Origin of the sequence: Aurantiacibacter sediminis, from assembly GCF_016019885.1 — a bacterium.
Taxonomy (GTDB): domain Bacteria; phylum Pseudomonadota; class Alphaproteobacteria; order Sphingomonadales; family Sphingomonadaceae; genus Alteraurantiacibacter; species Alteraurantiacibacter sediminis.
In genome coordinates this window covers 229,650-255,218 of record NZ_JAEANY010000003.1, presented here as the reverse complement: position 1 = coordinate 255,218, position 25,569 = coordinate 229,650, and the positions used below count along the sequence as shown (strand labels likewise).

The 25,569-nt window shown below is 60.5% G+C and carries 22 protein-coding genes; 6 read left to right on the top strand and 16 right to left on the bottom strand.

The window, feature by feature from the left end; all coding sequences use genetic code 11:
- The first annotated feature begins 134 nt into the window (after positions 1–134).
- Entirely contained in the window at positions 135–1,322 is a 1,188-nt protein-coding gene (locus I5L03_RS10585; RefSeq protein ID WP_197921742.1) for a glycosyltransferase, read from the top strand.
- On the opposite strand, the gene I5L03_RS10580 is transcribed toward I5L03_RS10585, so the two are convergent.
- The 4 genes from I5L03_RS10580 to I5L03_RS10565 are packed head-to-tail and all read right to left on the bottom strand — an operon-like array spanning position 1,306 to position 5,889.
- Positions 1,306–2,316 carry a hypothetical protein gene (locus I5L03_RS10580; RefSeq protein WP_197921741.1) on the bottom strand — a complete coding sequence of 337 codons (1,011 nt, stop codon included), beginning with the start codon at positions 2,314–2,316 and terminating at the stop codon, positions 1,306–1,308. The two genes, I5L03_RS10585 and I5L03_RS10580, sit on opposite strands and share 17 nt — an antisense overlap.
- A 3-nt stretch (positions 2,317–2,319) precedes the next feature.
- Positions 2,320–3,222: a hypothetical protein gene (locus I5L03_RS10575; RefSeq protein ID WP_197921740.1), complete on the bottom strand. Its 903-nt coding sequence runs from the start codon at positions 3,220–3,222 to the stop codon at positions 2,320–2,322.
- On the bottom strand, positions 3,209–4,891 hold the full coding sequence (locus tag I5L03_RS10570; protein ID WP_197921739.1) for an ArnT family glycosyltransferase: 1,683 nt from the start codon (positions 4,889–4,891) through the stop codon (positions 3,209–3,211). Before I5L03_RS10570 ends, I5L03_RS10575 begins: the two co-directional genes overlap by 14 nt.
- Entirely contained in the window at positions 4,888–5,889 is a 1,002-nt protein-coding gene (locus I5L03_RS10565; protein WP_197921738.1) for a glycosyltransferase family 2 protein, read from the bottom strand. The genes I5L03_RS10570 and I5L03_RS10565 overlap by 4 nt, the downstream gene beginning before the upstream one ends.
- Positions 5,890–6,063: 174 nt before the next feature.
- Between I5L03_RS10565 and I5L03_RS10560 the strand changes: the two genes are divergently transcribed.
- Complete coding sequence (locus I5L03_RS10560) at positions 6,064–6,990, top strand: DMT family transporter (protein WP_197921737.1); 927 nt, start codon at positions 6,064–6,066, stop codon at positions 6,988–6,990.
- On the opposite strand, the gene I5L03_RS10555 is transcribed toward I5L03_RS10560, so the two are convergent.
- Complete coding sequence (locus tag I5L03_RS10555) at positions 6,965–8,455, bottom strand: ArnT family glycosyltransferase (RefSeq protein ID WP_197921736.1); 1,491 nt, start codon at positions 8,453–8,455, stop codon at positions 6,965–6,967. The two genes, I5L03_RS10560 and I5L03_RS10555, sit on opposite strands and share 26 nt — an antisense overlap.
- A gap of 54 nt (positions 8,456–8,509) precedes the next feature.
- On the opposite strand from I5L03_RS10555, the gene I5L03_RS10550 reads away from it, so the two are divergent.
- On the top strand, positions 8,510–8,794 hold the full coding sequence (locus I5L03_RS10550) for an HNH endonuclease (protein ID WP_197921735.1): 285 nt from the start codon (positions 8,510–8,512) through the stop codon (positions 8,792–8,794).
- 67 nt (positions 8,795–8,861) lie between these two features.
- On the opposite strand, the gene I5L03_RS10545 is transcribed toward I5L03_RS10550, so the two are convergent.
- Positions 8,862–11,009, bottom strand: a complete 2,148-nt coding sequence (locus I5L03_RS10545; protein WP_197921734.1) for a prolyl oligopeptidase family serine peptidase — start codon at positions 11,007–11,009, stop codon at positions 8,862–8,864.
- 153 nt (positions 11,010–11,162) lie between these two features.
- On the opposite strand from I5L03_RS10545, the gene I5L03_RS10540 reads away from it, so the two are divergent.
- A complete protein-coding gene (locus I5L03_RS10540) occupies positions 11,163–11,801 on the top strand; it encodes an SOUL family heme-binding protein (protein ID WP_197921733.1) in 639 nt (212 codons plus the stop codon).
- A 71-nt stretch (positions 11,802–11,872) separates the two neighbouring features.
- Here I5L03_RS10540 and I5L03_RS10535 read toward each other — a convergent pair whose 3' ends face one another.
- From I5L03_RS10535 to I5L03_RS10500, 8 genes are all read right to left on the bottom strand, one after another.
- Positions 11,873–12,130, bottom strand: coding sequence for an ATP synthase F1 subunit epsilon (locus I5L03_RS10535; protein WP_197921732.1), 258 nt, complete (start codon positions 12,128–12,130; stop codon positions 11,873–11,875).
- A gap of 2 nt (positions 12,131–12,132) precedes the next feature.
- On the bottom strand, positions 12,133–12,603 hold the full coding sequence (locus I5L03_RS10530) for a hypothetical protein (RefSeq protein ID WP_197921731.1): 471 nt from the start codon (positions 12,601–12,603) through the stop codon (positions 12,133–12,135).
- Positions 12,604–12,609: 6 nt separating this feature from the next.
- Complete coding sequence (gene atpD, locus I5L03_RS10525; RefSeq protein WP_197921730.1) at positions 12,610–14,067, bottom strand: F0F1 ATP synthase subunit beta; 1,458 nt, start codon at positions 14,065–14,067, stop codon at positions 12,610–12,612.
- Between the two features lie 43 nt (positions 14,068–14,110).
- Positions 14,111–14,452: a hypothetical protein gene (locus tag I5L03_RS10520; protein ID WP_197921729.1), complete on the bottom strand. Its 342-nt coding sequence runs from the start codon at positions 14,450–14,452 to the stop codon at positions 14,111–14,113.
- A 16-nt stretch (positions 14,453–14,468) separates the two neighbouring features.
- A complete protein-coding gene (locus I5L03_RS10515; RefSeq protein ID WP_197921728.1) occupies positions 14,469–15,338 on the bottom strand; it encodes a F0F1 ATP synthase subunit gamma in 870 nt (289 codons plus the stop codon).
- A gap of 29 nt (positions 15,339–15,367) precedes the next feature.
- Positions 15,368–16,897: a F0F1 ATP synthase subunit alpha gene (atpA, locus tag I5L03_RS10510; RefSeq protein WP_197921727.1), complete on the bottom strand. Its 1,530-nt coding sequence runs from the start codon at positions 16,895–16,897 to the stop codon at positions 15,368–15,370.
- Between the two features lie 29 nt (positions 16,898–16,926).
- Positions 16,927–17,484 carry a F0F1 ATP synthase subunit delta gene (locus tag I5L03_RS10505; protein WP_197921726.1) on the bottom strand — a complete coding sequence of 186 codons (558 nt, stop codon included), beginning with the start codon at positions 17,482–17,484 and terminating at the stop codon, positions 16,927–16,929.
- A 214-nt stretch (positions 17,485–17,698) separates the two neighbouring features.
- Positions 17,699–19,270, bottom strand: coding sequence for a S1C family serine protease (locus I5L03_RS10500; protein ID WP_197921725.1), 1,572 nt, complete (start codon positions 19,268–19,270; stop codon positions 17,699–17,701).
- A gap of 79 nt (positions 19,271–19,349) precedes the next feature.
- Here I5L03_RS10500 and ada point away from each other — a divergent pair, with 79 nt between their 5' ends.
- Positions 19,350–20,387: a bifunctional DNA-binding transcriptional regulator/O6-methylguanine-DNA methyltransferase Ada gene (gene ada, locus I5L03_RS10495; RefSeq protein ID WP_197921724.1), complete on the top strand. Its 1,038-nt coding sequence runs from the start codon at positions 19,350–19,352 to the stop codon at positions 20,385–20,387.
- Between the two features lie 124 nt (positions 20,388–20,511).
- Complete coding sequence (locus tag I5L03_RS10490) at positions 20,512–22,209, top strand: SulP family inorganic anion transporter (protein WP_197921723.1); 1,698 nt, start codon at positions 20,512–20,514, stop codon at positions 22,207–22,209.
- Positions 22,210–22,220: 11 nt separating this feature from the next.
- Here I5L03_RS10490 and I5L03_RS10485 read toward each other — a convergent pair whose 3' ends face one another.
- Both I5L03_RS10485 and I5L03_RS10480 read right to left on the bottom strand, forming a co-directional pair.
- Positions 22,221–23,795 (bottom strand): cryptochrome/photolyase family protein, encoded by a 1,575-nt coding sequence (locus tag I5L03_RS10485; protein ID WP_197921722.1) that lies wholly within the window; start codon positions 23,793–23,795, stop codon positions 22,221–22,223.
- Positions 23,796–23,880: 85 nt separating this feature from the next.
- Positions 23,881–25,515: a tetratricopeptide repeat protein gene (locus I5L03_RS10480; RefSeq protein WP_197921721.1), complete on the bottom strand. Its 1,635-nt coding sequence runs from the start codon at positions 25,513–25,515 to the stop codon at positions 23,881–23,883.
- Positions 25,516–25,569 lie beyond the last annotated feature (54 nt).

Sequence of the window (25,569 nt, the reverse complement as noted above, 5' to 3'; positions counted from 1 at the left end):
CGCGTCGCAAACCTCTTTCGCGGAGTTTGGTAAACAATTCGCAAACTTTGTGCGGAAAGCACGGTGCAAATCGCCGTCCAGCTAGTGCGCAAATATGTGATTTGGCGTTACAGATGCAGGCTATGCACGTGCTGATGTTAACCTCGACCCTTCCGCGCTTTCTTGGAGATGCCCAGGCAAACTTCGTCGGCGAACAGGCCGCAGCGTGGAGCGACGCGCGACCAGAAGATGCGATCACAATTCTTGCGCCGCACGATAAAGGCGCTGCACACAAGGAGCACGCCGGGAGGGTCGCGATAGAACGGTTTCGCTATTTTGCGCCGGAAAGCTGGCAGAAGCTCGCATATCCAGCCATCCTGCCCAACATCCGTCGCAATCCGTTCTTGCTGACGCAAATCGCGCCTTTCATGGCTGCCGGGTATCGGGCGGCCTCGCGGATCGTGCGGGAACGCAATATCGATTTTATCTATGCGCATTGGGTAATGCCGCAGGGGTTGATCGCCCACCGGCTGCACAGGAAATTCGACATCCCCTATGTACTGCAAAACCATTCATCCGATCTCGCCGTTTTCGACAAATTGGGCGGAGCGGGGCGCAGGATGGCGCGCGCGATTATCCGCGAAGCGGTGCATTTCTTTTGCGTAAACAGCGATCAGCGCGAGGCTGCTTTGGCGATGGTGATGCCTGAAGAGCGCGAAGCCATTGCCCGCAAGATCACCGTTCTGCCGATGGGGGTTCAGCTACCTCAGCTGGAGGCAAAAGAAGGGCAGACTTACCATGTCGGCTCAATCGGTCGCCTTTCCAAGAAGAAAGGTCTGGATCGCCTAATCGACGCCGCAGAACTGTTGGCAGATAGGGGAATAACTCCGCGCATCGGCATCGCCGGAGATGGTGAGGAGAGCGCGGCTCTGCAGAGACGCCCCGAACAGGCGGACGTCAACTTTCCGGGTTTCGTCGCTGGGCCGGCCAAGGACCAGTTCATGGCGAGCTGTGAGCGCTTCGCGTTCCCGGCCAAGGCGTCACAGGGGGATGTCGAGGGGTTGCCAGTCGCCCTGCTTGAGGCGCTATGTACCGGGCGCCGCGTGCTTGCATCGACCGATACCAATATCCGCCTGCTGACCGAATGGGAGGAGCTGCGCGAGCATGTGGAATTCATCGCCGACCCGGACGATATCGCGGCACTGGCGGATGCGTTGCAGCGCCTGCTGGAACGACCTTCAACCCCCAACCCAGCGCAAGAAGAAATTGTGGCTCGCTATCGCTGGGACAGGCTGATTGAGGAGTACCTTCGACCGATTGAGGCAGTCATGCAGGGGCGGTGATCAACGAGGAGCCAAAGGCCTCCCGGTCGCTTTCACCGTTCATGGCGCGGGCGTTAATGAAGGTCATCTCGTCCAGACGTCCGATCACCTCTTCGACCAATTGCGCTTCGCACGCCCGATAGCTCGGATCGTCTACGATATTCGCGTAGAAGCTGCCGTTCAGATCAGCCGATTCCAGCACCCTATCCCGGGCGAGGGCGAGTTGAGCTTCATCGGCAAGGTCGAGCGTTTCTGTCTCCCCTTCGCGGCGCAGAAATACGAGCTTGGCCAACTGCGCGCTCGTGCCGAAGCGAACATCCATAAGATCTTCGACATGCGCGCGGGTCGCAATCAGGAATTTGCGCCTGCTCAACACATTCAAGGCGAAACGCACTACGTCTTTTGACCGGATCACCATTTCTAGCGGGAGCGGCACTTTCAGGCTCTTGAGATTGTAAGTGAAAAGGTGCAGCGGGCGGGCGAAGGCGTGCACCCTGCCGCTATCCGCCTCTATCATCAGCAAATCATCGCCCATCAGCTCAAACCCCTGCCGCGTCAGCGACAACGCAAGCGTGGTTTTGCCTGTGCCGCCATGCGCGGGGAACACATAGGCCTTGCCTTCCTTGGCAACACCCGCCGCGTGCATGAACAGGATTCCTGCCTCAGCCAACTTTATGTAAATCAGCGGCTCCAGCAATTGTCCCTGGATGAAAGACCCCAGCGCCGTCATCGCGGGCCATTCCAGCCAATGGCGTTCGAAGTGGAGGACAGGCGAGCCGGTCTCCAGACCTTCCACCGCATAGGCGAAGCGGAACAGATTATTGTACACCGTCTCGCGGCGGTTCGGCCTGGTGATGCGGTCGCAGACCTTCAGCGTGACTGACGGACGCTCATCCCGGATCGGGGCTCGGTCCATCCGCGCATATTCGTTGACGAAAAAGCGGCGATAGCGGGCAGGCCCTTCGACATGCAGGTCAATAAGCCCGTTGAGGCAAAAATGCTGGCTGGCTGACATGGCTTATCGCTCTTGCACGGAGGGCTGGATGGGTGCGGTAGGCTTTGGCAAGCCCACGAATGCTAAGGCACAGGCACCGTTTAATATCAATCCCACGAGGCGGTTGAGGCCGGTTGCAAGGAAGGCGGCTCCCGGCGCGATCTGGATCGGCAGAGCGAGCAGCGCGGCGAGACTTTCGCCCACGCCAATGCCGGTCGGTACCACCGCGCTCGCGGTTCCGGCGATAGTGGCGAAGGAAAATACGAACCCAGTCATTGGCGGCACTACCATGCCGATTGCCCAGAAGGCGACGAGCAGGCGCAGAGCGGTGAGCGAAACGCCGAAGATGCGCAAGGCCACGCACCATAGCGCGAAGCCAACACCGCCATGCAGTGCGAGCCAGCCTGCGAGGACTAAGCTGGCACCTGCGAGGGCGAGGGCGGCGATCCATGCTTCGGCGTGATAGGTGGTTAGGGCGAGCGCGCCGGCCGTCCCTGCCAGTGTGACCCACAGCAGCGATGATGCGATCACCAGCTCCCCGCTTTGACGCAGCCCCGTGCCGCGCTGCATGAGCGCCCCCGTACGCACAATCGCGCCGCCGGGTATCGGCAATAGCTCTGCCATTTGAGCGACAGCATTGATGCGTATCCCGTCGAGCAAAGAGAGCTCAACACTCGCACCCTTGGCCAGCACTTTCATGCTGATTGCGCTGTAGATCATGCTCAGAACGGCGAGGGCGAACAGGCTGGAGATGGCGAGCGGGTTGAGGTCGGCAAGGCTGACATCCAGCCTCTGCGCGAAATAGATGATCCCACCAGAAAATAGGGCGAGGCCGACTGCTAAGAACAGCTTGCGGTACGGCTGGAGCGCGCCTTTGACCCGTATGGCAATCGCCATGGCGTGGGATGCAAAGTCAGAAACCGACATAGATCGGTCCTTCCTGCAGCGCATTTTCGGGGACCTGCAGATTGTCACCCCAGACGAGCAAAGCTTCGCCGGCTTCGCCAACCGCGATGGAATACATGCCGCGTGTGATCTCGACTGTTTCGCCCGGCTCAAACTCAATGCCATCTATTGTCATCGCACCGCCGCGAACGGTGTAGGTGCCCGGGACGAGAAATTCATGCTGCACATCAGTGCCCGCAACAAATTTCTGACCTGCAACGTAAATAAATGGCGTAAGCGAAATGTAATTGTCGCGCAATGCGGCGGTGTCTTGCGGCAGAAGAACGGTGTCATCTCCGCGGTCTATAAGGTCCTGCAGGCCATCCCAATTGGCGAGCAACAGCGGAACCGTCCCGCGCTCCATTGCCATGCGATAGGCGGGCTGCCCTGCGTCATGATATTTCTGCAGTCCCCACGGCGTCATAAAGCGATTGGCTTTGGGCCACCCGCCCATCATGTAATTGTGATCGAAATAGGTGACAGGCTGCGGGAAGATCGCGCGCACATCGGCGTCAAGCTGGCGCTGGCGATCGATCGTGCTGCGATCCTCCACCGCGAACACAGTCAGCGTGACTGCGGCGAGGGCGACAGTCAGGATCATCGGCGAGAAACGCTGACGTGCCCACTCAAGCGCAGGAATGCAGCCCAGCGCCACAGGGGCGAGCATGAAGGCGTAAAAATAGGCCGCGCTATTGGTGTAGAAAAACGGCGTGAGCACCGGCAGCCATAGGCCGACCAGCGCCGCCTTCTCAGCCCGCGATCGATCCGAGCGAGCCAGCAAAAAAGGGCTCGCAAGAATGGCGGCGAAGAATACTGGCGCGAGCATGGCCGACTTGACCGCCATTTCCCAATATTGCGGCAGGCCAAGCACAAACATCCAGCTGAGCGAATCCGCAAGCAAGGTAGGCGGCGCGTTCACGGCCTGCGATCCTCCCGTGACGGCGGATGAATGCCACAAGAAGAGGCCAGCGAAAGCGAGTGCAGCCGTAACGCCGCAAAAGGCCAGTCGAATAAATTCGCTGCGTGCCCAATTCGCCTGAATTAACCACATGAGGGCGAGACCCGCGAACGCAGGAAGGTAAAGCACCACTTTGATCGTGATCATGGCGGCGAGGCCCGCGAGCAAGCCGAAGGCTGCGATGGATTTGGCATCGAGCCTGCTGCGCGCCAGCACCGCCAGCGATCCGACCAGCAAAGCGGTAGCCATCGGATCCACGCGGAAGGATGCGCCGTGCTGAAACACATATCCTGCCGAGAGATAGAGCAGCGGTACAAACAGCGCGTTCAACCGGTCCGTAAAGCGTCGCGCAATGGCGTACAGCCCGATCAGCGTTGCCGCCTCGAACAGCATCATCACCAGTCGAGCTACGACGATATGGTCTACGCTGCTGCCAAAGAGGCCGGGCAGCCAGAAAAAGAGGCGCGCATGGAATGTTTGTAGAGGACTTTCCAGCTCGCCGCCCGCAAAGGCCGCGACCTGATTGTAGAAATAGAACTCGTCCCAATTGACCGCGCGCGTGAAGCTGAGGCTGGCCTGAGCCACAAGCAGAAGGCCAAGCGCGGCAAGCGGCCACAGGCGCGCATCTGTCGATGCAGAGGCTTGGCTTTGCGCTGCATCGGGCAGCTGTGCCGCCATCGCGGCGCTGCTCATGAGGCGCGCTTTCGGCTTGCTGGTAATTCATTCACGCGGCTCGCATGCAACTCCGTAATGCGATCTTCGAGCGCGCGTGTGCGGGCGAGGTTTTCTTCAATCAGCTTGCGATTGGCAGCAATGAGATCGGCGACCATGCCAAGGATGGCGACCAGCGCGCCGAGCACGAGCAGCGCTCCGCCGATGACGAGCGACTGGATATGCCCGCTCCCGTCCCCCTGAGCAACGAACCAAAGGAACCTAAGGATGGGCAGCAGGCCGATAAACGCGATCAGCGATCCCGTGCCGACAAAGGCGCGCAGCGGTTTGTGCGCGGTAAAGGCGCGGGCCATTGTGATGCCGGTCTGCATGATAAAGCGCGGGATCGACTTGAATAGGCGGCTGGGGCGCACGGCGGCATGGGTGCGCACCGGCACTGTCAGGATCGCCATCTTCTTGCGACCCGCCTGGATCAGCATGTCGGTGGTGTAGGAAAATTCGGTGGTGATGTTGATGCGCTGCGCAGCCTCCCGGCTGATCGCGCGAAAACCGCTCACTGCGTCGGTCACTTTCGTGCCCGCCAGCGATTGCACCACGCCCGATCCCACACGCTGCATGAGCCGTTTGGCTGGGGAGAAATGCGCATTGTCCGCAACGCCCCGATCCCCGATCACGATGTCCGCGCGGCCCTCGACCACCGGGGTGACAAGCGCCGCAATATCCGCGCCCTCATATTGTCCGTCACCATCCGTATTCACGATGATATCCGCGCCTTCAGACAATGCCTTGTCCAGGCCGGAGCGGAAGGCGGCAGCAAGGCCGCGATTGCGCCGATGGCTCACCACATGATGCGCGCCGAACTGGCGAGCCACCACGGCCGTCCCATCGCTGGAGCCATCGTCCACCACCAGAAATTCGATCACATCCACGCCCGGAATGCGCCGGGGAAGCCGCGCGAGCGTCTCTGGCAGGCTTTCCGCCTCGTTCAGACACGGGATCTGGATGATCAGTTTAACCACGCTGTCTCCACGCAAAAAACGAGCCCCAGCGGGGCCGTGTATAGGTTTCTGTTAAGCATGACCGTTTAAGGCTTCGTAAACTTGGCGAGGCGGGTGCGGGCGGATTTTGCGATTGATGCGCACTGCCAGCAGGCCTAGGGGCCAGCGCAGTCATCGCCGCAAGGTTCTCATCGCATGCAACAATCGGACAAGGCCGGATTGGTCTTCGCGCTGGCGGGCTTCGTCCTGCTGTCGATTGGCGATGCAATTGTGAAAAGCATTGCCGATGAGTGGACACCCACTGCGCTCGCCGCCTTCCGCTATTCGCTAGGCTTCGCCGCGCTTTCGGCTTTGCTGGCGTATAAGGAGGGCGGGGCACCGTTTCGCACAATTTCGAAGCCTGCCATTCAGGCGATGCGCGGGCTGGGCGTGGGGATCGCGACGCTCGCTTTCTTCGGCAGCGTGTGGCTGATGCCGCTGGCGGATGCCGTGGCGATCACTTTCACCCAGCCGATGATCACCGCGCTGCTGGCAAGCGTCTTCCTCGGCGAGCGCCTTCGTGCCTCCACCATCATCGCCACCGTAGTGGCTTTCATCGGTGTGCTGATCATCCTGCGGCCCAATTTCGCGGAGATCGGCTTTGCTGCGCTTCTGCCGGTGCTGTGTGCTTTCGGCATGGCGGTGCTGATGACGGCAAACCGCGCGGCGAGAGGGGCGGGGAGCTCGCTCGCAGCGCAAGTCTATGTCGCGGGCGGGGCGACAGTCGTGTTGGTGACCGCCGCGGTTCTGGGCGAGGTGAGCGGATATGCTGCGGTCGATTTCTACTGGCCGGAATGGCACGTGCTTGCCCGCGCGGCTTGCGTGGCGGTAACGGCGACATGCGCGCACTGGCTGATCTTCATGGGCACACAGCGGGCGGGCGCCGCGACCATCGCCCCGATGACCTATGTGCAGATCCTGGTCGCAACGACGCTTGCCTGGATTTTCTTCAACGAAGCGCCTGACGCAATTGCGATGGGCGGCGCGGCGCTGATTATCGGATCGGGATTGTGGCTCTGGTATTTGGGCAGGCGGCGCGATGTCGCTGCCAAATCGGTCAGTCCCGGCGTATCCAAGCGGTAAGCGTCCGGTCGTGCATTTCGACCGAAAGGCGCTCTTCATAGTCACTGGCAAGGGCAGCTTCGACCAGCGCCGTCGCCTCCTCATTTTGGATGGTCATCGGGCGGCTGGCGGTCACGATCGCGCCGGGGCGGTTTGCCAGAATGCGTGCGACTTCTTCGCTTTGCGAAACCTCCAGCGCATTCACTTCCAGCGCATTGTTCAGATGGTCGGGATAGACAAAGCGCGTGGGCACGCAGCTATTCGTCATCCGGTAGAGCGCGGACGGGCCATCCCAGAGCCACAGGCAATTGTCCTCAGCATCCACATGCGGCGCGATAACGCTGGCGAGCTGCTCAGCCGCGGCGCGTTCTTCCAACGACGTCTGTCTGCGGTCGGGAATCGAAAGCAGCGCAAGAAAAGCCACGGCGATAAGGATGCCGGGCACAGCGCGAAGCGGGCTCTGGCGATCCAGCATTGGAAGGGCAACCAACGCGGCAGGCGCTGCCAACGCCGCATAATAATAGAGATAAACCGTGCCCGGCAGCAGGACGCTGGTGAGGCTCGACACTGCCCAGCCACAAAAGAACAGCCAGTCGCGAAATGGCTCAGGCGCGCGCATGCGGAATGCGCCGTAGATACCGCCGACGACCAGCAGCGCGATGGGAACAACGCCCAGAGCGTGATCGGCGCCCCAGCGGCCCTGCGGTGCGGGCGTCCGATCGAAAAAGGACAGGAAGTTGGCGAACATGAATGCGTCGAATTCGCCCAGAGCGGCGTAGAATACGGCGACAAGCAGGGTCGGCAACAAGCCGATGAGGGCGAATGCAGCACCGAGCCAGATCAGGCGAGAGAAAGCCGCGCCGCGCTTATGCTCCACCCAAAGCGCGTAAAGGCCGAAGAACAGGCACTGCGGGACCACGGTGTATTTGACTTGCAGAGCCAGCCCGCCAAGCAGCATGGCCATCATCGCGCGGCGGGTGAAATGCGGGTGATCGGCGTCTATGAGCAGCGCGACCATACCAAGCATCAGCGGCAGAAAGAAAACTTCGCTCTGCCCGGAATAGCTGGCGTAGGCGCACAGCAGCATCGTCGAAATCGCGGCGGCAAGCCATGCGGACAGGCGTCCGACAAGGCGGCGCGCGAGCATATAAACAAGCGCCGCACCTGCAAACGCGAACAGCGTGGCGACAATCTGATAGGCGAGGGGGCCGGGGCCGAACAGCCAGTGCGCAGCGCCGAAAATGGCAAACAGGCCAACGGGCTTACGATCCCACCAGTCGATGAAAGGCAATTCGCCTTCGGTCATGCGCCAGCCGATGAAACTGTAGAGCTGCTCGTCGAAATCGGCGACCGGATCGCCAAACCAGATGCCGCGCGTCAGCAGCACCAGCGCGCCGAGCAGCACAAGCGCCAGCGCGTCGCCGCGCAGCATCGCCGCAATATTGCCGGTCTTGCCTGCAGGTGTACTGGCTGCCACCACGGTCATCGTGCTGAATCTTTCATCGCATCCGCTTTGGCCAATCATGGTTAAGAAAGCTTTATGACTGCTGCTGAAGACGCGCTTTGCTGGCTATGCGAAAGGCCGCTTGGCAGGCGGGTGCAACAGCATCACGTGGTGCCAAAGTCCAAGAAGGGGCGCGAGACCGTTCCGGTTCATCCCATCTGCCACCGCACCATCCATGCGCATTTCACCAATGCTGAGCTTGTGCGGCTAAATGGTAAGCGTGCGCCGTTGCTTGAAAATGAGGAAGTGGCGAAATTCCTGCGCTGGATAGCTGACAAGCCACCCGATTTTCATGCCCCAACCCGGCGAAAGCGGAGCTGACACAAAACGGGCCGCAATGCGCTGTGCATCGCGGCCCGTTCTTGAAGGCGACATTCAGCCCGCCGGATCAGTCGTCCATCAGCTGCTGCATCAGGTAGACGATCTGCATGGCGCGCAGGCGGGCGCGCTGTTCATTATCGACCCCGCCGGAATGGCCACCGGTCATGTCCTCATAATACAGATACTCATCGCCATTTGCCGCCATGCGCGCAGCAGCCTTGCGGCCGTGGCTCGGATGGGTGCGGTCATCGGCGGTGGAGGTGACATAGAAAACGCGCGGGAAATCCTCGCCTGAATTCAGCGCCTGATAGGGTGAATAGCCTTCGATCCACTCGCGCTGTTCAGGGATGCGCGGATCGCCATATTCGCCGATCCATGACGCGCCGCGACCGATATATTGATAGCGTAGCATGTCGAAGAGTGGGATCTGCACGATGGCAGCATCGAACAGGTCAGGGCGCTGGGTGAACGCTGTGCCCACCAGCAATCCACCCTGGCTGCCGCCCTGAATGCCGAGGTGATCGGGGCTGGTAAAGCCGCGCTCGACCAGGTCTTCGGCCACCGCAATGAAGTCATCCCAGGTGCGCTGCTTGTTTTCACGGATAGCGCTCTGGTGCCATTCCGGGCCGAATTCGCCGCCGCCGCGAAGGTTTGCGAGCACATAGGCGCCGCCGCGCTCAACCCACATGCGGCCCGTGGTGCCGAGATAGCTTGGCACCTGTGAGACCTGGAAACCGCCATAGCCGTAAAGGAGCGTCGGCGTGCTGCCATCGTCTTCCATGCCTTCCGGCCGGACGATGAAGTACGGGATCTGCGTGCCGTCGGCGCTAGTGGCCTCATACTGCTCGATCTGCATGCCCGTCGCATCGAAGCGCTCGGGCGATTCCTTCACCGGTTCTGGCGTTACGCCATCGGCAGCGTAGTAATAGGTTCCGGGCGACAGGAAGTCGGTCGAATAGAACATGATCTGATCGGTCTCGTTCGAAGCCGTCGACACGCCCACACTTGCATTCTCCGGCAGGTCGATACGCTCCGATACCCACTCGCCATCGACATAGTCGAATTTGAGCACCTGACCGCGCACATTGTCGAGCAGTGTGACATAAAGCGAATTCGCCGTGGTGGACGCGCCGCGCTTCGTCTGCCGCTCCTGCGGAGACCAGACGAGGGTGCGATCCGTCGTGTTCGGATCAGCTTTGAAGGCTTCAAGGTCGACAGCGATAATCGAGTCAGCCGGGAAGACCTGTTCACCATCGTTCCACTCGACATCGGTGGAGAACAGCAGGTGGCCATCGACGATGCCATATGGGTTGGCCTTCGCCGGGATTTCCAGCGCAACCCATTCGCCATCGACTTCAAAGTAATAGGCGCGCTCGTGGAAGGAAATTCCGCGATAGGCCATGCGGCCGTGCACCGTGCCGGAAGCATCGCGCAGCAGGTAAGCGCCAGCAGAAACATCGCTCTCCTCGCCTCGGAAAATCTCGGGCGCATCCTCAATCGACGTACCGCGTGTCCAGAGGCGGGTGGTGAACGGATAGAAGCTTTCGGTCAGCGTGCCATCGCCAAAGTCACGACCGACCAGAAGGGTGTTTTCATCGACCCAGCTCGCGCCGCCCTGGCTTTCCGGCAGCTCGAAGCCGCCTTCGACGAAGCTCAGCGTTTCGAGGTCGAATTCGCGCATCACGCCGGCGTCCTGCCCGCCGTCAGAAAGCGAGACCAGGCAGCGTGTGCCGTCAGGCGGCAGGCAGCTCATGCCCTGATAGACCCAGTCGCGCCCCTCCGCCTCGGCGAGCGCATCGACATCGAGGATCGTCTCCCAGGTCGGATTATCGGTCCGCCAGCTATCCAGCGTGGTGCGGCGCACCACTCCCTTGGGATTGTCGGCATCCTGCCAGAAATTGACCATGCCGTAATGCGTGAAGCTGAGGCCGGGAATGCGGTCATCGGCATTATAAATGGCGAGCGCTTCTTCGCGCAGTTCTTCGAAACGCGGATCGGTTTGCAGCGCCGCGATGGTCAATTCGTTCTCGTTCGCGACCCATTCCATGGCGCGATCGCTGCGGGTTTCTTCCAGCCAGATGAAGGGATCGTTCTCGGCTTCGAATTCGGTATTCGCCACTGTGTCGGCATCCTGTGCGTATGCGGGGCCGGCCATTGTCATGCCGGTTGCGAGGGCAAGAGAAAGGGCGATGGCCCTAGTGGAAACGCTTTTCATGATTTTCTCCCGGGAATCAGATTTATGGACTGGACTGTCCCACTCCGGCGCGCAGCGATCAAGGCGTTTTTAGGTCGTATCGGGCGACGCGCTCGCCCGTCGCGGAACATGCTCATCGAAGGCGGGTTGATTGGGCAAACGGAGAAACACGTCATGCTCAAGAAAATTGCCATCGCCGCCGCCGGTATCGGTTTGCTCGTCGGCGGTAGCGCGTTCGCTTATGATCGATACATGGATAGCATCGAAGGCCCAGAATATAGCGTGCTGCAAAGCGATGGGGACGTGGAATTGCGCGAATATGCCCCGATGGTAGTCGCAGAAGTATGGAGCGAAGGGACGCGAGAGCAAGCTTCAAGCCGCGGTTTCCGCCGCCTCGCCGCCTACATCTTCGCCCAGGATCGCGGTGGGGAAGAGATCGCGATGACTTCTCCGGTGCTACAGGATGCAGGCGAGCCAGAGCAGATCGCCATGACGTCACCCGTCATCCAGGATGCAGGGGGCGAGGGCAGGTGGCGCACGCGTTTCGTGATGCCTGCCGAATACACGCTGGAAACGCTGCCACCCGCGCCGGACGATATCACGCTTACCGAAGTTCCCGCTCGCCGCATGGCGGTGGTCCAATTCTCCGGCAATGCCCGAAACGCCGAATTGGCTGAGCGCGAGGAGCAATTACGCGGTTGGATGGCCGATAATGGGCTGGAGGCAGCGGGCGGCGCTGAATATGCGTTCTACGATCCGCCATCAGTGCCCGGCGTCATGCGCCGCAATGAAGTGATGATCCCTATCGAGTAGGGCTCGCACCGTGAGGACACAAAAAAAGGCGCCGCAGAGGGCGCCCTTTTTGTTTCGTATGCGAGCTGCGATCAGGCTTCGACGTGCTCAGCAAGGACCGTCAGGCCTTTATCGCCGACTTCGGCAAAACCGCCCTTGACGACGATGCTTTCAGGCTCTGCGCCTTCGGTTTTGTAAACCTGCACCGCGCCATCGCGAATTGTCGACATGAAAGGCGCGTGGCCTTCCAGCACGCCGAATTCGCCTTCGCTGCCGGGGACCACCACCATGTGGACGTCTTCCGAGCGAACGAGCTTGGACGGAGTTACGAGTTCAAAATGCAGAGCCATTGTCAGTCACTTTCCAATTTGTCAGCGTCTCTAGCGTCATCCGGCTGTGAGTCCAGTCCGAGATAGAGCAACACGGCAATTGCACCGCAAATCGCGTAGCCGAGCGCCGTGAAGAATACTTCCCACAGCGTTTTGTACAACACCAGCTGCCAGGCGAATATCGGCACGATCGCAATAATCGCAGCGGTGACGACGTAGGGTTTGAAGAGCCCCCGGCTACGCCCTCGCGCCATTTGCACCATGCACCCGAAGTTCCAGATGACGGCTGGGAAGGCGATTGCATAGAGCCAGATCGGCTGGCCGGCCTGGCCCCATATGGCATTGGCCGTGTCGGCAAAAGTCTCGTCAAACAGGCGCCATTGCGGATCGAACGAGCGGCGCGTGTAATCGGCGGAAATTAGCAGGAAAACCGCGATTCCTGCCAAGGCAAGGCGGCGAAGGAGGCGCTGCTGCTGCAGTTCCCCCTTCGCCATGATTGCTTAGGCGTCCTCAGCCATCTTCTTGGCCTTCTCGACGGCTTCGTCGATGCCGCCGACCATGTAGAAGGCTGCTTCCGGCAGGTGGTCGTACTCACCGTCGACGACGGCCTTGAAGGACTTCACCGTGTCTTCCAGCTGCACGAACTTGCCCGGGATGTTGGTGAAGACCTCCGCAACGTGGAACGGCTGCGAGAGGAACTTCTGGATCTTGCGGGCACGCGCCACGGTGAGCTTATCTTCTTCCGAAAGCTCATCCATGCCGAGAATGGCGATGATGTCCTGCAGGCTCTTGTACTTCTGCAGGATTTCCTGGACGCGGCGAGCGGTGTCGTAGTGCTCCTGGCCGACAACCCGCGGTTCGAGAACGCGGCTGGTCGAGTCCAGCGGGTCCACGGCCGGGTAGATGCCCAGCTCCGAAATGGCGCGGTTCAGCGTGGTCGTTGCGTCAAGGTGAGCAAACGAGGTTGCAGGTGCCGGGTCGGTCAAGTCATCGGCAGGCACGTAAATGGCCTGCACCGAGGTGATTGAGCCCTTGGTGGTCGAGGTAATGCGTTCCTGTAGGTTACCCATGTCGGTCGACAGGGTCGGCTGGTAGCCCACAGCCGAAGGAATACGGCCGAGCAGTGCCGACACTTCCGAACCCGCCTGGGTGAAGCGGAAGATGTTGTCGACGAAGAACAGCACGTCCTGGCCTTCCTGATCGCGGAAATATTCCGCCATGGTAAGGCCGGAGAGAGCAACGCGGGCACGTGCGCCCGGAGGCTCGTTCATCTGGCCGAAGACGAGTGCCACTTTGGAGCCTTCGGAAATGGCTTCGCCAGCGTCGTTCTTGGCGATAACGCCAGCGTCGAGGAATTCGTGATAAAGGTCGTTACCTTCGCGGGTACGCTCACCCACACCGGCGAACACGGACACACCGCCGTGACCCTTTGCGATGTTGTTGATGAGCTCCTGAATGAGCACGGTCTTGCCCACGCCAGCGCCGCCGAACAGGCCGATCTTACCGCCCTTTGCGTAAGGTGCGAGCAAGTCGATCACCTTGATGCCCGTCACCAGGATGTCGGCTTCGGTCGACTGGTCGACGAAGGCCGGTGCTTCTGCGTGGATCGGCGAAGTCATGTCGGCGCCGATGGGGCCGCGCTCGTCGATCGGCTCACCCACAACGTTCATGATGCGGCCGAGCGTCTTCGGGCCAACCGGAACGGAGATCTGTGCGCCGGTGTTGGTCACTTCTTGACCACGCGTAAGGCCATCCGTGCCGTCCATCGCAATGGTGCGCACGGTGTTCTCACCAAGGTGCTGCGCCACTTCGAGAACGAGCGTCTGGTCGCCATTCTTCGTTTCGAGCGCGGAAAGGATCGGCGGCAGTTCGCCTTCGAATGCGACGTCGACGACGGCGCCGATGACCTGGGCAATCGTGCCGTTGGTCGTCTGGTTCAGTGCGGGTGCGGTGGCCATGTTGGTTTCCTGTGGCGTTCTAAAAAGTTGAAAGTCTTGAAACTTATTGCGGGCAGACGGCGTCGCCCTCGGTGAGCATCCAGGCATCGCCTGCTTCGTTCACTGCGATAGTGGCGGCGTTGCGGAGGTATTCGTCATCGCCCAGACCATATTCGCATACGGCTTCTTCCGCGCCCATGGCGCGGCGGCAAACGGCGGTGTTCACCGGTTCTGCGCCCGGGCACTGCTCTGCCAGCAGACCGGCGAAGAGTTCCTGGTCAGGGGCGGGCAGTTCGACAACTTCCTCGGCTGCAGGCGCAGCTTCAGGGGTGGGCTCCGGAGCAGGCTCTTCACCGCAAGCTGCGAGAGCGAGGATCGGGAGAAGCAGGGGGGCAATTTTCTTCATAGTTTCCTCAGATACCTTACAGCGCTTCCGCACCGGCAATAATTTCGATGAGTTCGGTCGTAATCGCGGCCTGACGGCTGCGGTTGTACTGAATTGTCAGCTTGTCGATGAGCTCGCCGGCGTTACGCGTGGCGTTGTCCATTGCGGTCATCGAAGCACCCTGTTCCGAAGCTTCACGCTCCAGCAGGGCACCGAACAGCTGGGTCTTAACGTAGCGCGGAAGTAGCTCGGCGAGGATTTCTTCCTCATCTGGCTCATATTCGACAGCTGCGTCCGATTCCTCGGCGGTTTCGGGTGAGGGTACGGGCAGCAGTTGGACCGTTGTCGGGTCCTGCGCCAGCGCGCTTTTGAAGATCGGGTATACGAGGTGGGCGATATCGAATTCGCCTTTCTCGAAACGCACAACCAGATCGTCTGCAATCGCTTCGGCTTCTTCGAAACCGATGTTGCGGACGCCCGAAGTGTCGAAGTGATGACCGATACGATCTTCGTAGGTACGCTTGATCGGCGCGCGGCCTTTCTTGCCCACGAGGTAGAAGGTCACGTCCTTGCCAGCAGCAATCAGCGCTTCGGCCTGCTTCTTGGCTTCCTTGACGATATTCGAGTTGAGACCACCGCACAGGCCCTTGTCCGTGTTCACGACGACAAGCAGGTGCTTCTGGTTCGAACCCGTACCGCGCAGCAGCAGCGGGGCGCTGTCGCCGCTCACCTTGCTGGCGAGCGAGCCCATTACATCGGCGAGGCGATTGGCATAAGGGCGCGCAGCTTCCGCCGCAGCCTGCGCCTTGCGCAGCTTTGCCGCGGCGACCATCTGCTTCGCCTTGGTGATCTTCTGGGTCGATTTGACCGACCCGATCCGATCCTTGAGTTCCTTCAAAGAGGCCATGTTGGCTCCCTAACCGTCTCGTTCCTGACTTACGCGAACTGCTTGGCGAACGTGTCGAGCGCGCTCACCACGGCAGCCTTGGTGTCGTCTTCAAACTTGCCGGTGTCGCGGATCGTCTTGAGGACATCTGCATGCTCATTACGCATATAGCTGAGCATGGCGGATTCGTACTCGGTTACGCGGTCAACGGCGACATCGTCGATATAGCCATTGGTACCAGCGAAGATCGACACGACCTGCTCCTCCACAGGCATCGGCGAGAATTGCGGCTGCTTCAGCAGCTCGGTCAGGCGCGCGCCGCGGTTCAGCAGGCGCTGGGTCGAGGCATCGAGGTCCGAACCGAACTGCGCGAAGGCAGCCATTTCACGGTACTGCGCGAGGTCCAGCTTGATCGAGCCGGCGACCTTCTTCATCGCCTTGGTCTGGGCAGCGCCGCCCACACGGCTAACCGACAGACCGACGTTAATGGCCGGACGGATACCCTGATAGAACAGGTCGGTTTCAAGGAAGATCTGGCCGTCGGTGATCGAAATCACGTTTGTCGGGATGTAGGCCGACACGTCGCCAGCCTGCGTTTCGATGATCGGCAGTGCGGTCAGCGAGCCGCCGCCTTCCGACTTATTCATCTTTGCAGCACGCTCAAGCAGGCGTGAGTGCAGGTAGAACACGTCACCCGGATAGGCTTCACGGCCCGGAGGACGACGCAGCAGCAGCGACATCTGGCGGTAAGCCACGGCCTGCTTCGAAAGGTCGTCGTAAACGATCACGGCGTGCATGCCGTTGTCGCGGAAGAATTCACCCATGGCAGCGCCGGTATAGGGGGCGAGATACTGCAGCGGAGCGGGCTCCGAAGCGGTAGCAGCCACGACGATGGAGTATTCCATCGCGCCATTTTCTTCGAGCTGCTTCACGATCTGCGCAACGGTGGAGCGCTTCTGGCCCACGGCGACATAGATGCAGTAAAGCTTCTTGCTTTCATCTTCCCCGGCATTGACGCCCTTCTGGTTGATGAAAGTGTCGATGGCGACAGCCGACTTACCGGTCTGACGGTCACCGATGATCAGCTCGCGCTGGCCACGGCCAACCGGAACGAGCGCGTCGATAGCCTTGAGGCCGGACTGTACAGGCTCGCTTACCGATTCACGCGGGATGATGCCCGGAGCTTTCTGCTCAACGCGCGCCTTGGTGACGTCGGTCAGCGGGCCCTTGCCGTCGATCGGGTTACCGAGAGCATCGACCACGCGGCCGAGCAGGCCCTTGCCGACGGGAACGTCCACAATCGTGCCGGTCCGCTTGACGACGTCGCCTTCCTTGATGTCTTGGTCCGAACCGAAGATCACGACACCGACATTGTCGGCTTCGAGGTTCAGAGCCATGCCTTCAACGCCATTGGCGAACTTGACCATTTCACCGGCCTGCACCTTGTCGAGGCCGTGAATACGGGCAATACCGTCACCGACGGAGAGAACGGAGCCGACTTCGCTGACTTCGGCCTCAGTACCGAAATTGGCGATCTGGTCCTTGATGACCTTGGAGATTTCTGCGGCGCGGATTTCCATTGCAATAAGCCTTCTTGGTGTGTGGCTACTCAGGCGCTCTTCATGGCCTGGGCGAGGGAGTTGAGACGGGTGCGGATCGAGCTGTCGATGCGCTGCGATCCAATGGTGACGACGAGCCCGCCCAGAAGGTCGGGATCGACGCGAGATTTCAATTTTACCGTGCGGCCTTCGCGGGCGCGCAGCTTGCCTTCCAACGTGGCGATCTGCTCATCAGTCAGCGCGTGGGCGCTGGCGACTTCGGCCTGCACTTCGCCGCGCTGGGCGGCAGCGATGGTGGTAAAGGCGCGGATCATGCCGGGCAGGGCGGAGACGCGGCGGTTTTCCGCCAGCACGCCGAGGAAGTGTCTCGTCAGCTCGGTCAGGCCAAGGTGATCGCCGAGACCAGCCATCACGCTGCCGATCTGGTTGCGGCTGATTTCAGGGTTGGTGATCAGCGCCCGCAGCTCTGCCGATTCGCGCAGGGCGCTATCGAGCTTGTCGAGATCGGACTCGACGGCGGTTACCGTGCCAGCTTCACTGGCAAGATCGAAAAGGGCAGCTGCATAACGCCCTGCCAGGCTGGCCTTGATACCGGCGGAAAGCTCCACGCGCGAATATCCTTTTGGGTCCGAGAAACGGAAAAATTCGAATGCCTTGGAATCGGATGCACGAAGCACCCTTCAAAGCTGGCGCGCGCCTAGCATCGGGTGGCAAGGGATGCAAGCCGAACCCCCATGGCTTTTCGTCACTCTTTGGTATGATTGTCAGGATGTCGCCGATGCCCAGCGGGCGCGCTGAGACGCAGGCGCTTGGCCGATCCTATCATTCAACCGCCTCTTCGCTGACTTCGACATTTAGCGTGCAGCTATAGACCAGCCGTTCGTTCGGCATATCGGGCAGGCTCGAAAGGATCGCGTTTTGCGATCCGCCAAGCTGGAGAGCAGCGTCCTGTCCGGCGCCGCAGCTGGGCGCCTGATACTGCGCGCGCGCAGAGCGGGCAGTCGTCATCGGCGCGCGGGACAGCAGATATCGCTCCATTATGAACTCGGCGTCAGCGGGATCGAATTTGTTCACGGACACCACCGCTTCGCTGCCCGGCACGAACACGCGCGTCCATTCGCCATTGTCGAGGCCGTATTGCGTCCTGCCATTGACGCAGCCGTCTTCGCTCCAATCGATGGTGAGGTCTTCTGTAGGATCGCCGACATAGCGGCTCCGCGCCGTTTCGAGCACGCAAGTGTAAGCGCCGGTTGTGGATGCGATCGGAATGGGGCCGGACCCTTCCGTATCGGGCATTCCCTCGCGCAGAGTTTCTTCCACCCGCTCGTCGATTTCGGAGAAGGCGGGGCGCGTGAACCAGGCGATGGCTGCGCCGATCACGGCAACCAAGGCGATCGCGCCGCCAATCGCGCGCATGCGATAATCGTGTGCCCTGTGAGCAAAGGCAGCAATGCCGCCCGCACCTGTGCCAATCAGCAGAAGCAGGAAAGCAAAGGCCAGCTTGTTGGAGCGTTCATCCATGACTTCATAGGTTATATTTCTGCGAAGCTCTGCCGTGCGATTGTCCAGCGCTGCTGCAGCGGCCAGCGCGCGCTCTTCCTCCCGGTTGCGTTCAGCCAATTCGCGCGCGCGCTCCTGCGCGTTCAGATCTTCCATGCTGCGGCATTCGGCAGAATTTATCCGCGGCGTCACACCATTCGCGCGCAGGAAGGGAAGCAGCTCGCGCGTCGAAACGGCGAAGAAAAATTCCGCATCCGAGCCCTGGCTTTCCGCACCGAAGGAATTGACGCCCAGCACGCGTCCGCATTGGTCCACCAACGGCCCGCCGCTATTGCCTGATGCGATGGGAGCTGTGTGAAGCAGCGTATCGAAATCGCGGCTCGGGCGGCGGCCTGACAGGAAGCCGGTGGCCGTAACAGGCGGCTGGGCGCGGAACATGTCGGAGAAAGAAAGGCCCTGCGCTCTGTCCACATTCAGCGGATAGCCAATCGCCGTCACCGGTCCGCTTTGTGCCGGGTTCCCAGCAATCGTCATCGGTGGGAGGCCGAGCGGCTCTGTCGTGGCGAGCAGGGCAAGATCATTGCGCTCGCTGACCGCGATAATGCGCGCATAGACCGCTTCGTCTCCGTCTGCCGGGACGATCCCGATATCCAGCCTATCGTCACGAACCGCATCCGCGACGACGTGGGCATTCGTGACAATCCGCTCCTGATCCACCGAAAAGCCTGTTCCGTGCGATATGGGAAAAAGCTCCGGACCGTCATTCCCGATGATCACCACGCGCACAACGCCCCTGGATGCCGCTTCGATATCGGCGGGATCTGCCGCTGCCGGGGCAGGCTGCAAAACGCTCGCAAACAGCGCGAAAGCAATCAAGGCGAAAAACCGAACCATCGCCGCTATCTCTACCGCCCGTGACATTGACCGCAAGCTCCGGGACGCGCAGCAATGTGAAAAGCGTAGGATGGGCGCCATGACGACACACAGCCTCACCGATAATGATCGCTGGCAGATCGCGCTGGCCAAGGATCGCCGTTTCGACGGCGTGTTCGTCACCGGCGTGCATTCGACCGGCATTTATTGTCGCCCCAGCTGCCCGGCGAGGAAACCGCTGCGCAAGAATGTGCGGTTTTACCCAGGCCCGACCGAGGCAGAGGCGGCGGGCCTGCGCGCCTGCAGGCGGTGCTCGCCCAATACGCAGAGCACGGAGGAAGCCTGCGTCCTTGCCGCAATAGCCGCGATCCGCGCGGATGGGGCGATGACCTTGGACCAGCTGGCCGACCTGACCGGCTATTCGCCCACACATTTCCAGCGCCTGTTCAAACGCACAGTGGGCCTTTCACCCGCCGCCTTCGCTCGCGCGCTTCGTGAAGAGCGGGTGCGGGAGGCTTTGGCGAAAGGCAATAGTGTCACCGACGCGCTCTATTCGGCTGGCTATTCTTCCCCATCACGCTTTTACGAAGAAACGAAAGACAGGCTCGGCATGACGGCAAGCGATTGGACAGATGGCGGCAAGGGCAGGGTAATCCATTGGAGCGTGGTGGAGACCTCGCTCGGCCAAATGCTCGTCGCGGCGACCGATGTGGGCGTGTGCTGCCTCTCCTTCTGCGAAGGCGAGGCCGAATTGCGCGCCCGCTTTCCCAAGGCTGAACTGGTGCAGGGCGGGGAGGCATTTCGCGATCTGCTCGACCAGGTCGTCGCCGCTGTCGAGCAGCCGGGGCAGGACAATTCCACCATTCCGCTCGATGCCAAAGGCACCGCTTTCCAGCAGCGCGTGTGGCAGGAACTGCGCCGCATCCCTGCGGGCGAGACCCGCAGCTATGGAGACCTTGCCGCAGCGCTTGGCAATCCCAACGCCAGCCGCGCAGTGGGCGGGGCGAATGGCGCGAACAATATTGCCGTACTGATCCCGTGCCACCGCGTGGTGCAGGCCGATGGCTCCATCGGCGGCTATGCTTATGGGCCGGAAATCAAGGCTGAATTGCTGAAACGCGAGAAATCGGAGCCATAAAAGAGGAGAGCAAGCGTAGCAATCGTCGCACGCAGTAACTCTTCTCCAGAGACCTATTGCCCTGATTTCTTGCCAATTTGCGCCGCTTCCCTACGGTGTACCGCGCAATGCAGAAGATATCGCGATGATTGGTGGTGCGCTGGTACCACGGCTTGGCTGGCTCAAGCACTATGGCGGCCACAAGGCCGTCAAGGATGTCATTGCCGGGCTAATCCTTGCGATCCTGCTTGTGCCGCAGGCGATGGCCTATGCGCAGCTCGCTGGGCTGCCTCCGCAAACCGGCCTGTTCGCAGCGCTCGTGCCGCCTGTGCTCTACATGGTTTTCGGGACGAGTAATTACGTGTCTATGGGGCCGGTGGCGCTGGTGTCGCTGATTGTGGCTGACGCAGTATCGGGCGGTGATCCGGCGCAGACAGCTCTGATTATCGCGGTGGAAGCGGGAATTTTGCTGGTTGTAATCGGCGCGCTCGGGCTTGGCCGCCTGGTCAATTTCGTCAGCGAGCCTGCTCTGCTTGGCTTCACCGCCGCCGCCGCAATATTGATCGCCTTCAGTCAATTGCCGACGCTTTTGGGGCTGAACGTGGAGAGAGCGGGCGACCTGCCCACGGCCTTTTCCGCCTTGGTGGGTGAGATAGCCAATATCCAGACGCGCACGGCGGTAATCGGCGGAGTTACGGTGTTGGTCCTACTGCTCCTCAATCGCTTCGCTGCGCCCGCCTTGTGGAAGATGGGCCTGCACCCGCCATATCGTCAGGCGGTCGCCAAATCGCTTCCGCTTCTGGTCATCGTTGCAGCGGCGCTGTTTGCGACGGGTGCATCGGGTGTCGAAACGGTCGAGCCCGTGGATGCAGCGCTGCCATCGGTCACGGTGCCCACAATTGACATGGCGCTCTGGATATCGCTTTTGCCGAGCAGCGCGGCCGTCGCCATCATCGTATTCGTCACGGCGACAGCTGTCGCCAAATCGCTTGCCGGAACGGATCGCAGCCATCTCGACACCAGCCGCGAAGCTGTCGGGCTCGGCATGGGCAATATCGCGGCAGCATTCACCGGCGGTTATGCCGTGGGTGCGAGCCTCAGCCGATCAGCATTGGTGGAAGAAAGCGGCGCTGCGTCGCGGGTCGCGTCGGTCGTGGGATCGCTCGTGGTGCTCGCCGTTTTGCTCTTTCTTGCGCCGCTACTCGTCTATCTGCCCAAGACGGCGCTCGCAGCTCTCGTGATCTCTGCGGTCTTCGGCCTGATCAAGCTCGCCGATATCAAGAATGTCTGGTCGCACGATCGGCTGGAAGGTGTCATCATCGCGGTCTGCTTCATCGCTACATTGATGCTCGGCGTACGGCTGGGCCTCGCGGTGGGCGCAGGCGTGAGCATCATGCACTTCCTGTGGTTCTCATCGCTTCCGCGCGTCACGCGCATCGGGACGGACGATGGCGGCAAGTCCTTCCGCTCAGTGTCGCGCAAAGACGTGAAGATGCTGGATGAACCCGTCCTTGTCGTGCGCATCGACCGCTCGCTATTTTTCGCCAACGCTGCATTCGCCGAGGAACAGATCATGGAGCGGGTCAGCAGGCATGACGATATCAATTGCCTCGTGCTCGACATGCGCTCGGTCAATGCCATCGATGCCAGCGGTGCGGCCATGCTGCGGCGGCTTTGCACACGGCTTAACCTCCAAGGCATAAACCTGCATTTTGCCGCCCTGCATGCGCCGGTTGAACAGAGCCTGCAGTCGATCGACACCAGCATAATCGGATTTCACCGTACCGTGGGCCAAGCGATGGATCATTGCTCTGTCGGTCAGGGTGACTCTGAGGAGAGGTAATAGGTCAGGCGCTAGTCAGCTCGCGCCCAGCTGCTGTCTGCGGGCGTCAACGTGTCGAGGAAGCTTTCGGCGCGGTCGAGATAGGCCTGCTTTTTCTCGTCATCCATCCGGTCCCAATTGGAATAGACGCGGCCGATGCGCGGATTGCTGCCGAAGCGGTCGCGGTGGCGATCCATGAAATACCAATAGAGCGAGTTAAAAGGACACGCATTCTCCTCGGTCTTCTTGCTAACCGAGTATTTGCAGTCTTTGCAGTAATTGCTCATCTTGTTGATGTAATTGCCGGAGGCCGAATAAGGCTTGGACGCCAGCTTGCCACCATCGGCGTAGAGGATCATCGCCGCGACATTGGGCAGCTCGACCCATTGATACGCATCGGCGTAGACCACCAGATACCAGTCCTGCACTTCGCGCGGGTTGATGCCGGCGAGCAGGCAGAAATTGCCCAACACCATCAGACGCTGGATGTGATGCGCATGGGCGTTTTCCTTGGTCGAGCGGATTGAGTCCGAAAGGCAGCGCATATCGGTGTCGCCGGTCCAGAAAAATTCGGGCAGGCCGCGCTGCGCATTCAGCTTGTTGTCGCTTTCCAGCCCCGGCATGAAACGCCAGTAGAAGCCGCGCACATATTCACGCCAGCCGATCAGCTGCCGGATGAACCCTTCGACCGAATTGATCGGTGCTGTGCCATCTTCATAGCATTTCTCCGCCCGCTCACAGAGTTCGAGCGGGTCGAGCAGGCCGAGATTGATGCTGGTCGAGAGCATGGAGTGGTAAAGGTCATCCTGACCGTAAACCATCGCGTCCTGATATTTGCCGAACTTCTCGATCCGCTCCTTGAAAAAAGCGTCAGCGGCTTTCTCCGCCTCATCACGCGTCACCGGCCAGCCGAACTTCTCCAGGTCGCCGAAATGGTCGCCGAATTCCTCCTCGACCAGAGCGATGCATTCCTGCGTGATCTCGTCCGGTTCGAATAGCGGGCGATCGGGTGGATCCATCTCCTCCTTGGGCGATGCGCGATTGTCCTCGTCGTAATTCCAGTCGCCGCCCTTCGGCTTGCCGTCCTCGGTCATCAGGATGCCGGTGCGCTTGCGCATCTCGCGGTAGAAATTCTCCATCCGCAGCGTGTCGCGATCATCGGCCCATTCGTTGAAATCGGACAGTGCGCAGATGTAGCGATCGTCCGGCAGAATCTCGACTTCGCAATCGAATTTATCGGGCCATTCCTCTATAGCCTGCTGCACACGCCATTCGCCAGCCTCGACAACATGGATGGCGCGGGGCGAATGCCGCTCCACCGCGCGCGCGACTTCGCCGGTGAAGCTGCCGGCATTGTCGTCATCCGTCAGCTTGACGTAGTCGACTTGCCACCCGGCATCCTCCAGCTCGGCTGCGAAATGGCGCATGGCGGAAAAGATCAGGGCGATCTTTTGCTTGTGGTGTTTGACGTAAGTCGCCTCGTCCCAGACTTCCATCATCAGGATGACGGTATCGTCTTTCGTGCGGCCCCTGATCGAAGCGAGATTGCGAGTCAGCTGGTCTCCCAGGACGGGGACGAGCACGGGGCCGGAATTGTCATTTGCCATAGGCCCAAAATGACTGCGGGCGGCCTGCGGTTCCTGAGAACCACGAGCCGCCCGCATTCGATAGGCTTAGACTGCTGTCTGTCGCTTAGTCGACTTCGCAGCCCAGAGCTTCAGCTTCTTCGCGGAATTCGTCGCGCTGCGCTTCACGCGCATCTTCGTCGAGATACTCGCCCGGGTGGTCCGGACGGATTTCTTCGAGAAGCTTTTCACGATCGCCATTCTCGTACTGCTCGAAATAATGGCGGTAGACGCAGGGACCAATGCCATTGCCGGTGATGTATTCCGCACCCACGACGCGCGCGGCATCATCGCGCTGTTCGAGAAGCAGCATGTGGACCAACGCCCGGCGCACACCGCCATCGAAAGCGGCGTAGGCGAAGGATGTTTCCAGCGCGGCCTTTGCGCCCTCCGGCACTTCATCCACGCTCGGATCGAGCAGGTAGCTGAGATAGTAACCGTAAAGCGGATAGGGATGGTCGTTCTCCATCAGGTTAGCATCGACGAAACGATCACGCGCGACTTCGTATTGCGTCGGATCTTCGAAAGACCGGCGCAGTGCGACGTCAGCGTAATAGTAAGCCGCCGTGGTATTTTCGGAGTCGATTTCGAGAACGCGCTGCGCAAGGCTCTCGGCCTCGTCATAGTTGCGCGCATCGAATTCGGCTTCCAGTGCAGCCAGCAGAACGGCTGTGCTGTTGGGATATTCGGCAACGAGATTACGTGCCACGCCGACAAGGCGCTCAGCCTCGTCTTCGTCGACACCGCGCTTGGAACGGATCATCAGTTCCATCCGCGCTTCTTCGTCGTCGTTGAGCTGGCGAATTTCGACTTCCGGCTCAGCCTGGACAGCATAAGGCACACGGAGGGTGCGCGCGCGACCGGTGCGGAATTCTTCAAGCTCGTCATAGAGAACATCGAGATCGCCGAATGCAATTTCCGCCGCTTCCATGATTGGGCGACCCTCTGCGATCGCCTGCATGTAGCCCGTCATCTGGCCCCGACGTTCAGGGTTTAGATTGAGGTGGCTCGCGATCAGCCAGCCATGCGCATAGGTGCGGCCTGTGGTGTAGCGATCACGTTGTGCAGGCGGATCGAAAGTTGCTTCCAGATCCAACGGAATGGTCGCAAGCGAAGCGCTGCGCCAAGTCGGAACTTCGCCGATAATGAAATAATCTTCTTCGAACTGCAGGTTCGAGAAAAGCTCGGCAAAGCCTTCACTGTACCAAAGCGGATATGGCGCATCGGCATGCTGGAACATGAAATAGTGCACATATTCGTGGAACAGCACAGCCTTCGGCTCAAGCTGCATCGCCGTGTCGAAGTCGCGCTGGCGGCTTCGGCCTGTCCGCGCATTGCGCTGACGCGGCACAAAAGCCACGGCACCGGTGGCACGCGGAATGAAGAACCCGCCGATACCGGCATTGCGATTGCCGACTGCCAGCGCCGCCATGTCGCGCGTCTGGCCGTAACGGAACACCGTTACCTTCGTGGAAGGCGGCAGGCTGCCATCATCGGCGCCCACGCCGGTCATCAGGCGAAGAACCTCATCGAGGCGCTCCAAATCCTGCACGTAATCAATTGTCGCTTCTTCGGAGTCCTCTGAATAAAGGATAAAGTGCGCGCTTTCAGCACGATACCAATCGCGTGCGGCGGCTGTCTGGGCCGTCAGACCCAGCGCCAATAATACAGCGGTAAACCCGCCAAAAATACGTTTGAACATTCCAGTGCCCGTCCCGTTAGCTGTCTGGTGGTAAGATTCGCGAGCTTATTGTGA

Excerpts from the sequence above, each read along its gene's own strand:
- I5L03_RS10555 (WP_197921736.1), bottom strand. The coding sequence starts at position 8,455 with ATGACCGTGGTGGCAGCCAGTACACCTGCAGGCAAGACCGGCAATATT.
- I5L03_RS10515 (WP_197921728.1), bottom strand. The coding sequence starts at position 15,338 with ATGGCCTCTTTGAAGGAACTCAAGGATCGGATCGGGTCGGTCAAATCG.
- I5L03_RS10535 (WP_197921732.1), bottom strand. The coding sequence starts at position 12,130 with ATGGCTCTGCATTTTGAACTCGTAACTCCGTCCAAGCTCGTTCGCTCG.
- I5L03_RS10480 (WP_197921721.1), bottom strand. The coding sequence starts at position 25,515 with ATGTTCAAACGTATTTTTGGCGGGTTTACCGCTGTATTATTGGCGCTG.
- atpA (WP_197921727.1), bottom strand. The coding sequence starts at position 16,897 with ATGGAAATCCGCGCCGCAGAAATCTCCAAGGTCATCAAGGACCAGATC.
- I5L03_RS10545 (WP_197921734.1), bottom strand. The coding sequence starts at position 11,009 with ATGAAAAGCGTTTCCACTAGGGCCATCGCCCTTTCTCTTGCCCTCGCA.
- I5L03_RS10540 (WP_197921733.1), top strand. The coding sequence starts at position 11,163 with ATGCTCAAGAAAATTGCCATCGCCGCCGCCGGTATCGGTTTGCTCGTC.
- ada (WP_197921724.1), top strand. The coding sequence starts at position 19,350 with ATGACGACACACAGCCTCACCGATAATGATCGCTGGCAGATCGCGCTG.
- I5L03_RS10530 (WP_197921731.1), bottom strand. The coding sequence starts at position 12,603 with ATGGCGAAGGGGGAACTGCAGCAGCAGCGCCTCCTTCGCCGCCTTGCC.
- I5L03_RS10580 (WP_197921741.1), bottom strand. The coding sequence starts at position 2,316 with ATGTCAGCCAGCCAGCATTTTTGCCTCAACGGGCTTATTGACCTGCAT.
- I5L03_RS10485 (WP_197921722.1), bottom strand. The coding sequence starts at position 23,795 with ATGGCAAATGACAATTCCGGCCCCGTGCTCGTCCCCGTCCTGGGAGAC.
- I5L03_RS10560 (WP_197921737.1), top strand. The coding sequence starts at position 6,064 with ATGCAACAATCGGACAAGGCCGGATTGGTCTTCGCGCTGGCGGGCTTC.
- I5L03_RS10575 (WP_197921740.1), bottom strand. The coding sequence starts at position 3,222 with ATGTCGGTTTCTGACTTTGCATCCCACGCCATGGCGATTGCCATACGG.
- I5L03_RS10550 (WP_197921735.1), top strand. The coding sequence starts at position 8,510 with ATGACTGCTGCTGAAGACGCGCTTTGCTGGCTATGCGAAAGGCCGCTT.
- I5L03_RS10520 (WP_197921729.1), bottom strand. The coding sequence starts at position 14,452 with ATGAAGAAAATTGCCCCCCTGCTTCTCCCGATCCTCGCTCTCGCAGCT.
- I5L03_RS10500 (WP_197921725.1), bottom strand. The coding sequence starts at position 19,270 with ATGGTTCGGTTTTTCGCCTTGATTGCTTTCGCGCTGTTTGCGAGCGTT.
- I5L03_RS10570 (WP_197921739.1), bottom strand. The coding sequence starts at position 4,891 with ATGAGCAGCGCCGCGATGGCGGCACAGCTGCCCGATGCAGCGCAAAGC.
- atpD (WP_197921730.1), bottom strand. The coding sequence starts at position 14,067 with ATGGCCACCGCACCCGCACTGAACCAGACGACCAACGGCACGATTGCC.
- I5L03_RS10490 (WP_197921723.1), top strand. The coding sequence starts at position 20,512 with ATGATTGGTGGTGCGCTGGTACCACGGCTTGGCTGGCTCAAGCACTAT.
- I5L03_RS10585 (WP_197921742.1), top strand. The coding sequence starts at position 135 with ATGTTAACCTCGACCCTTCCGCGCTTTCTTGGAGATGCCCAGGCAAAC.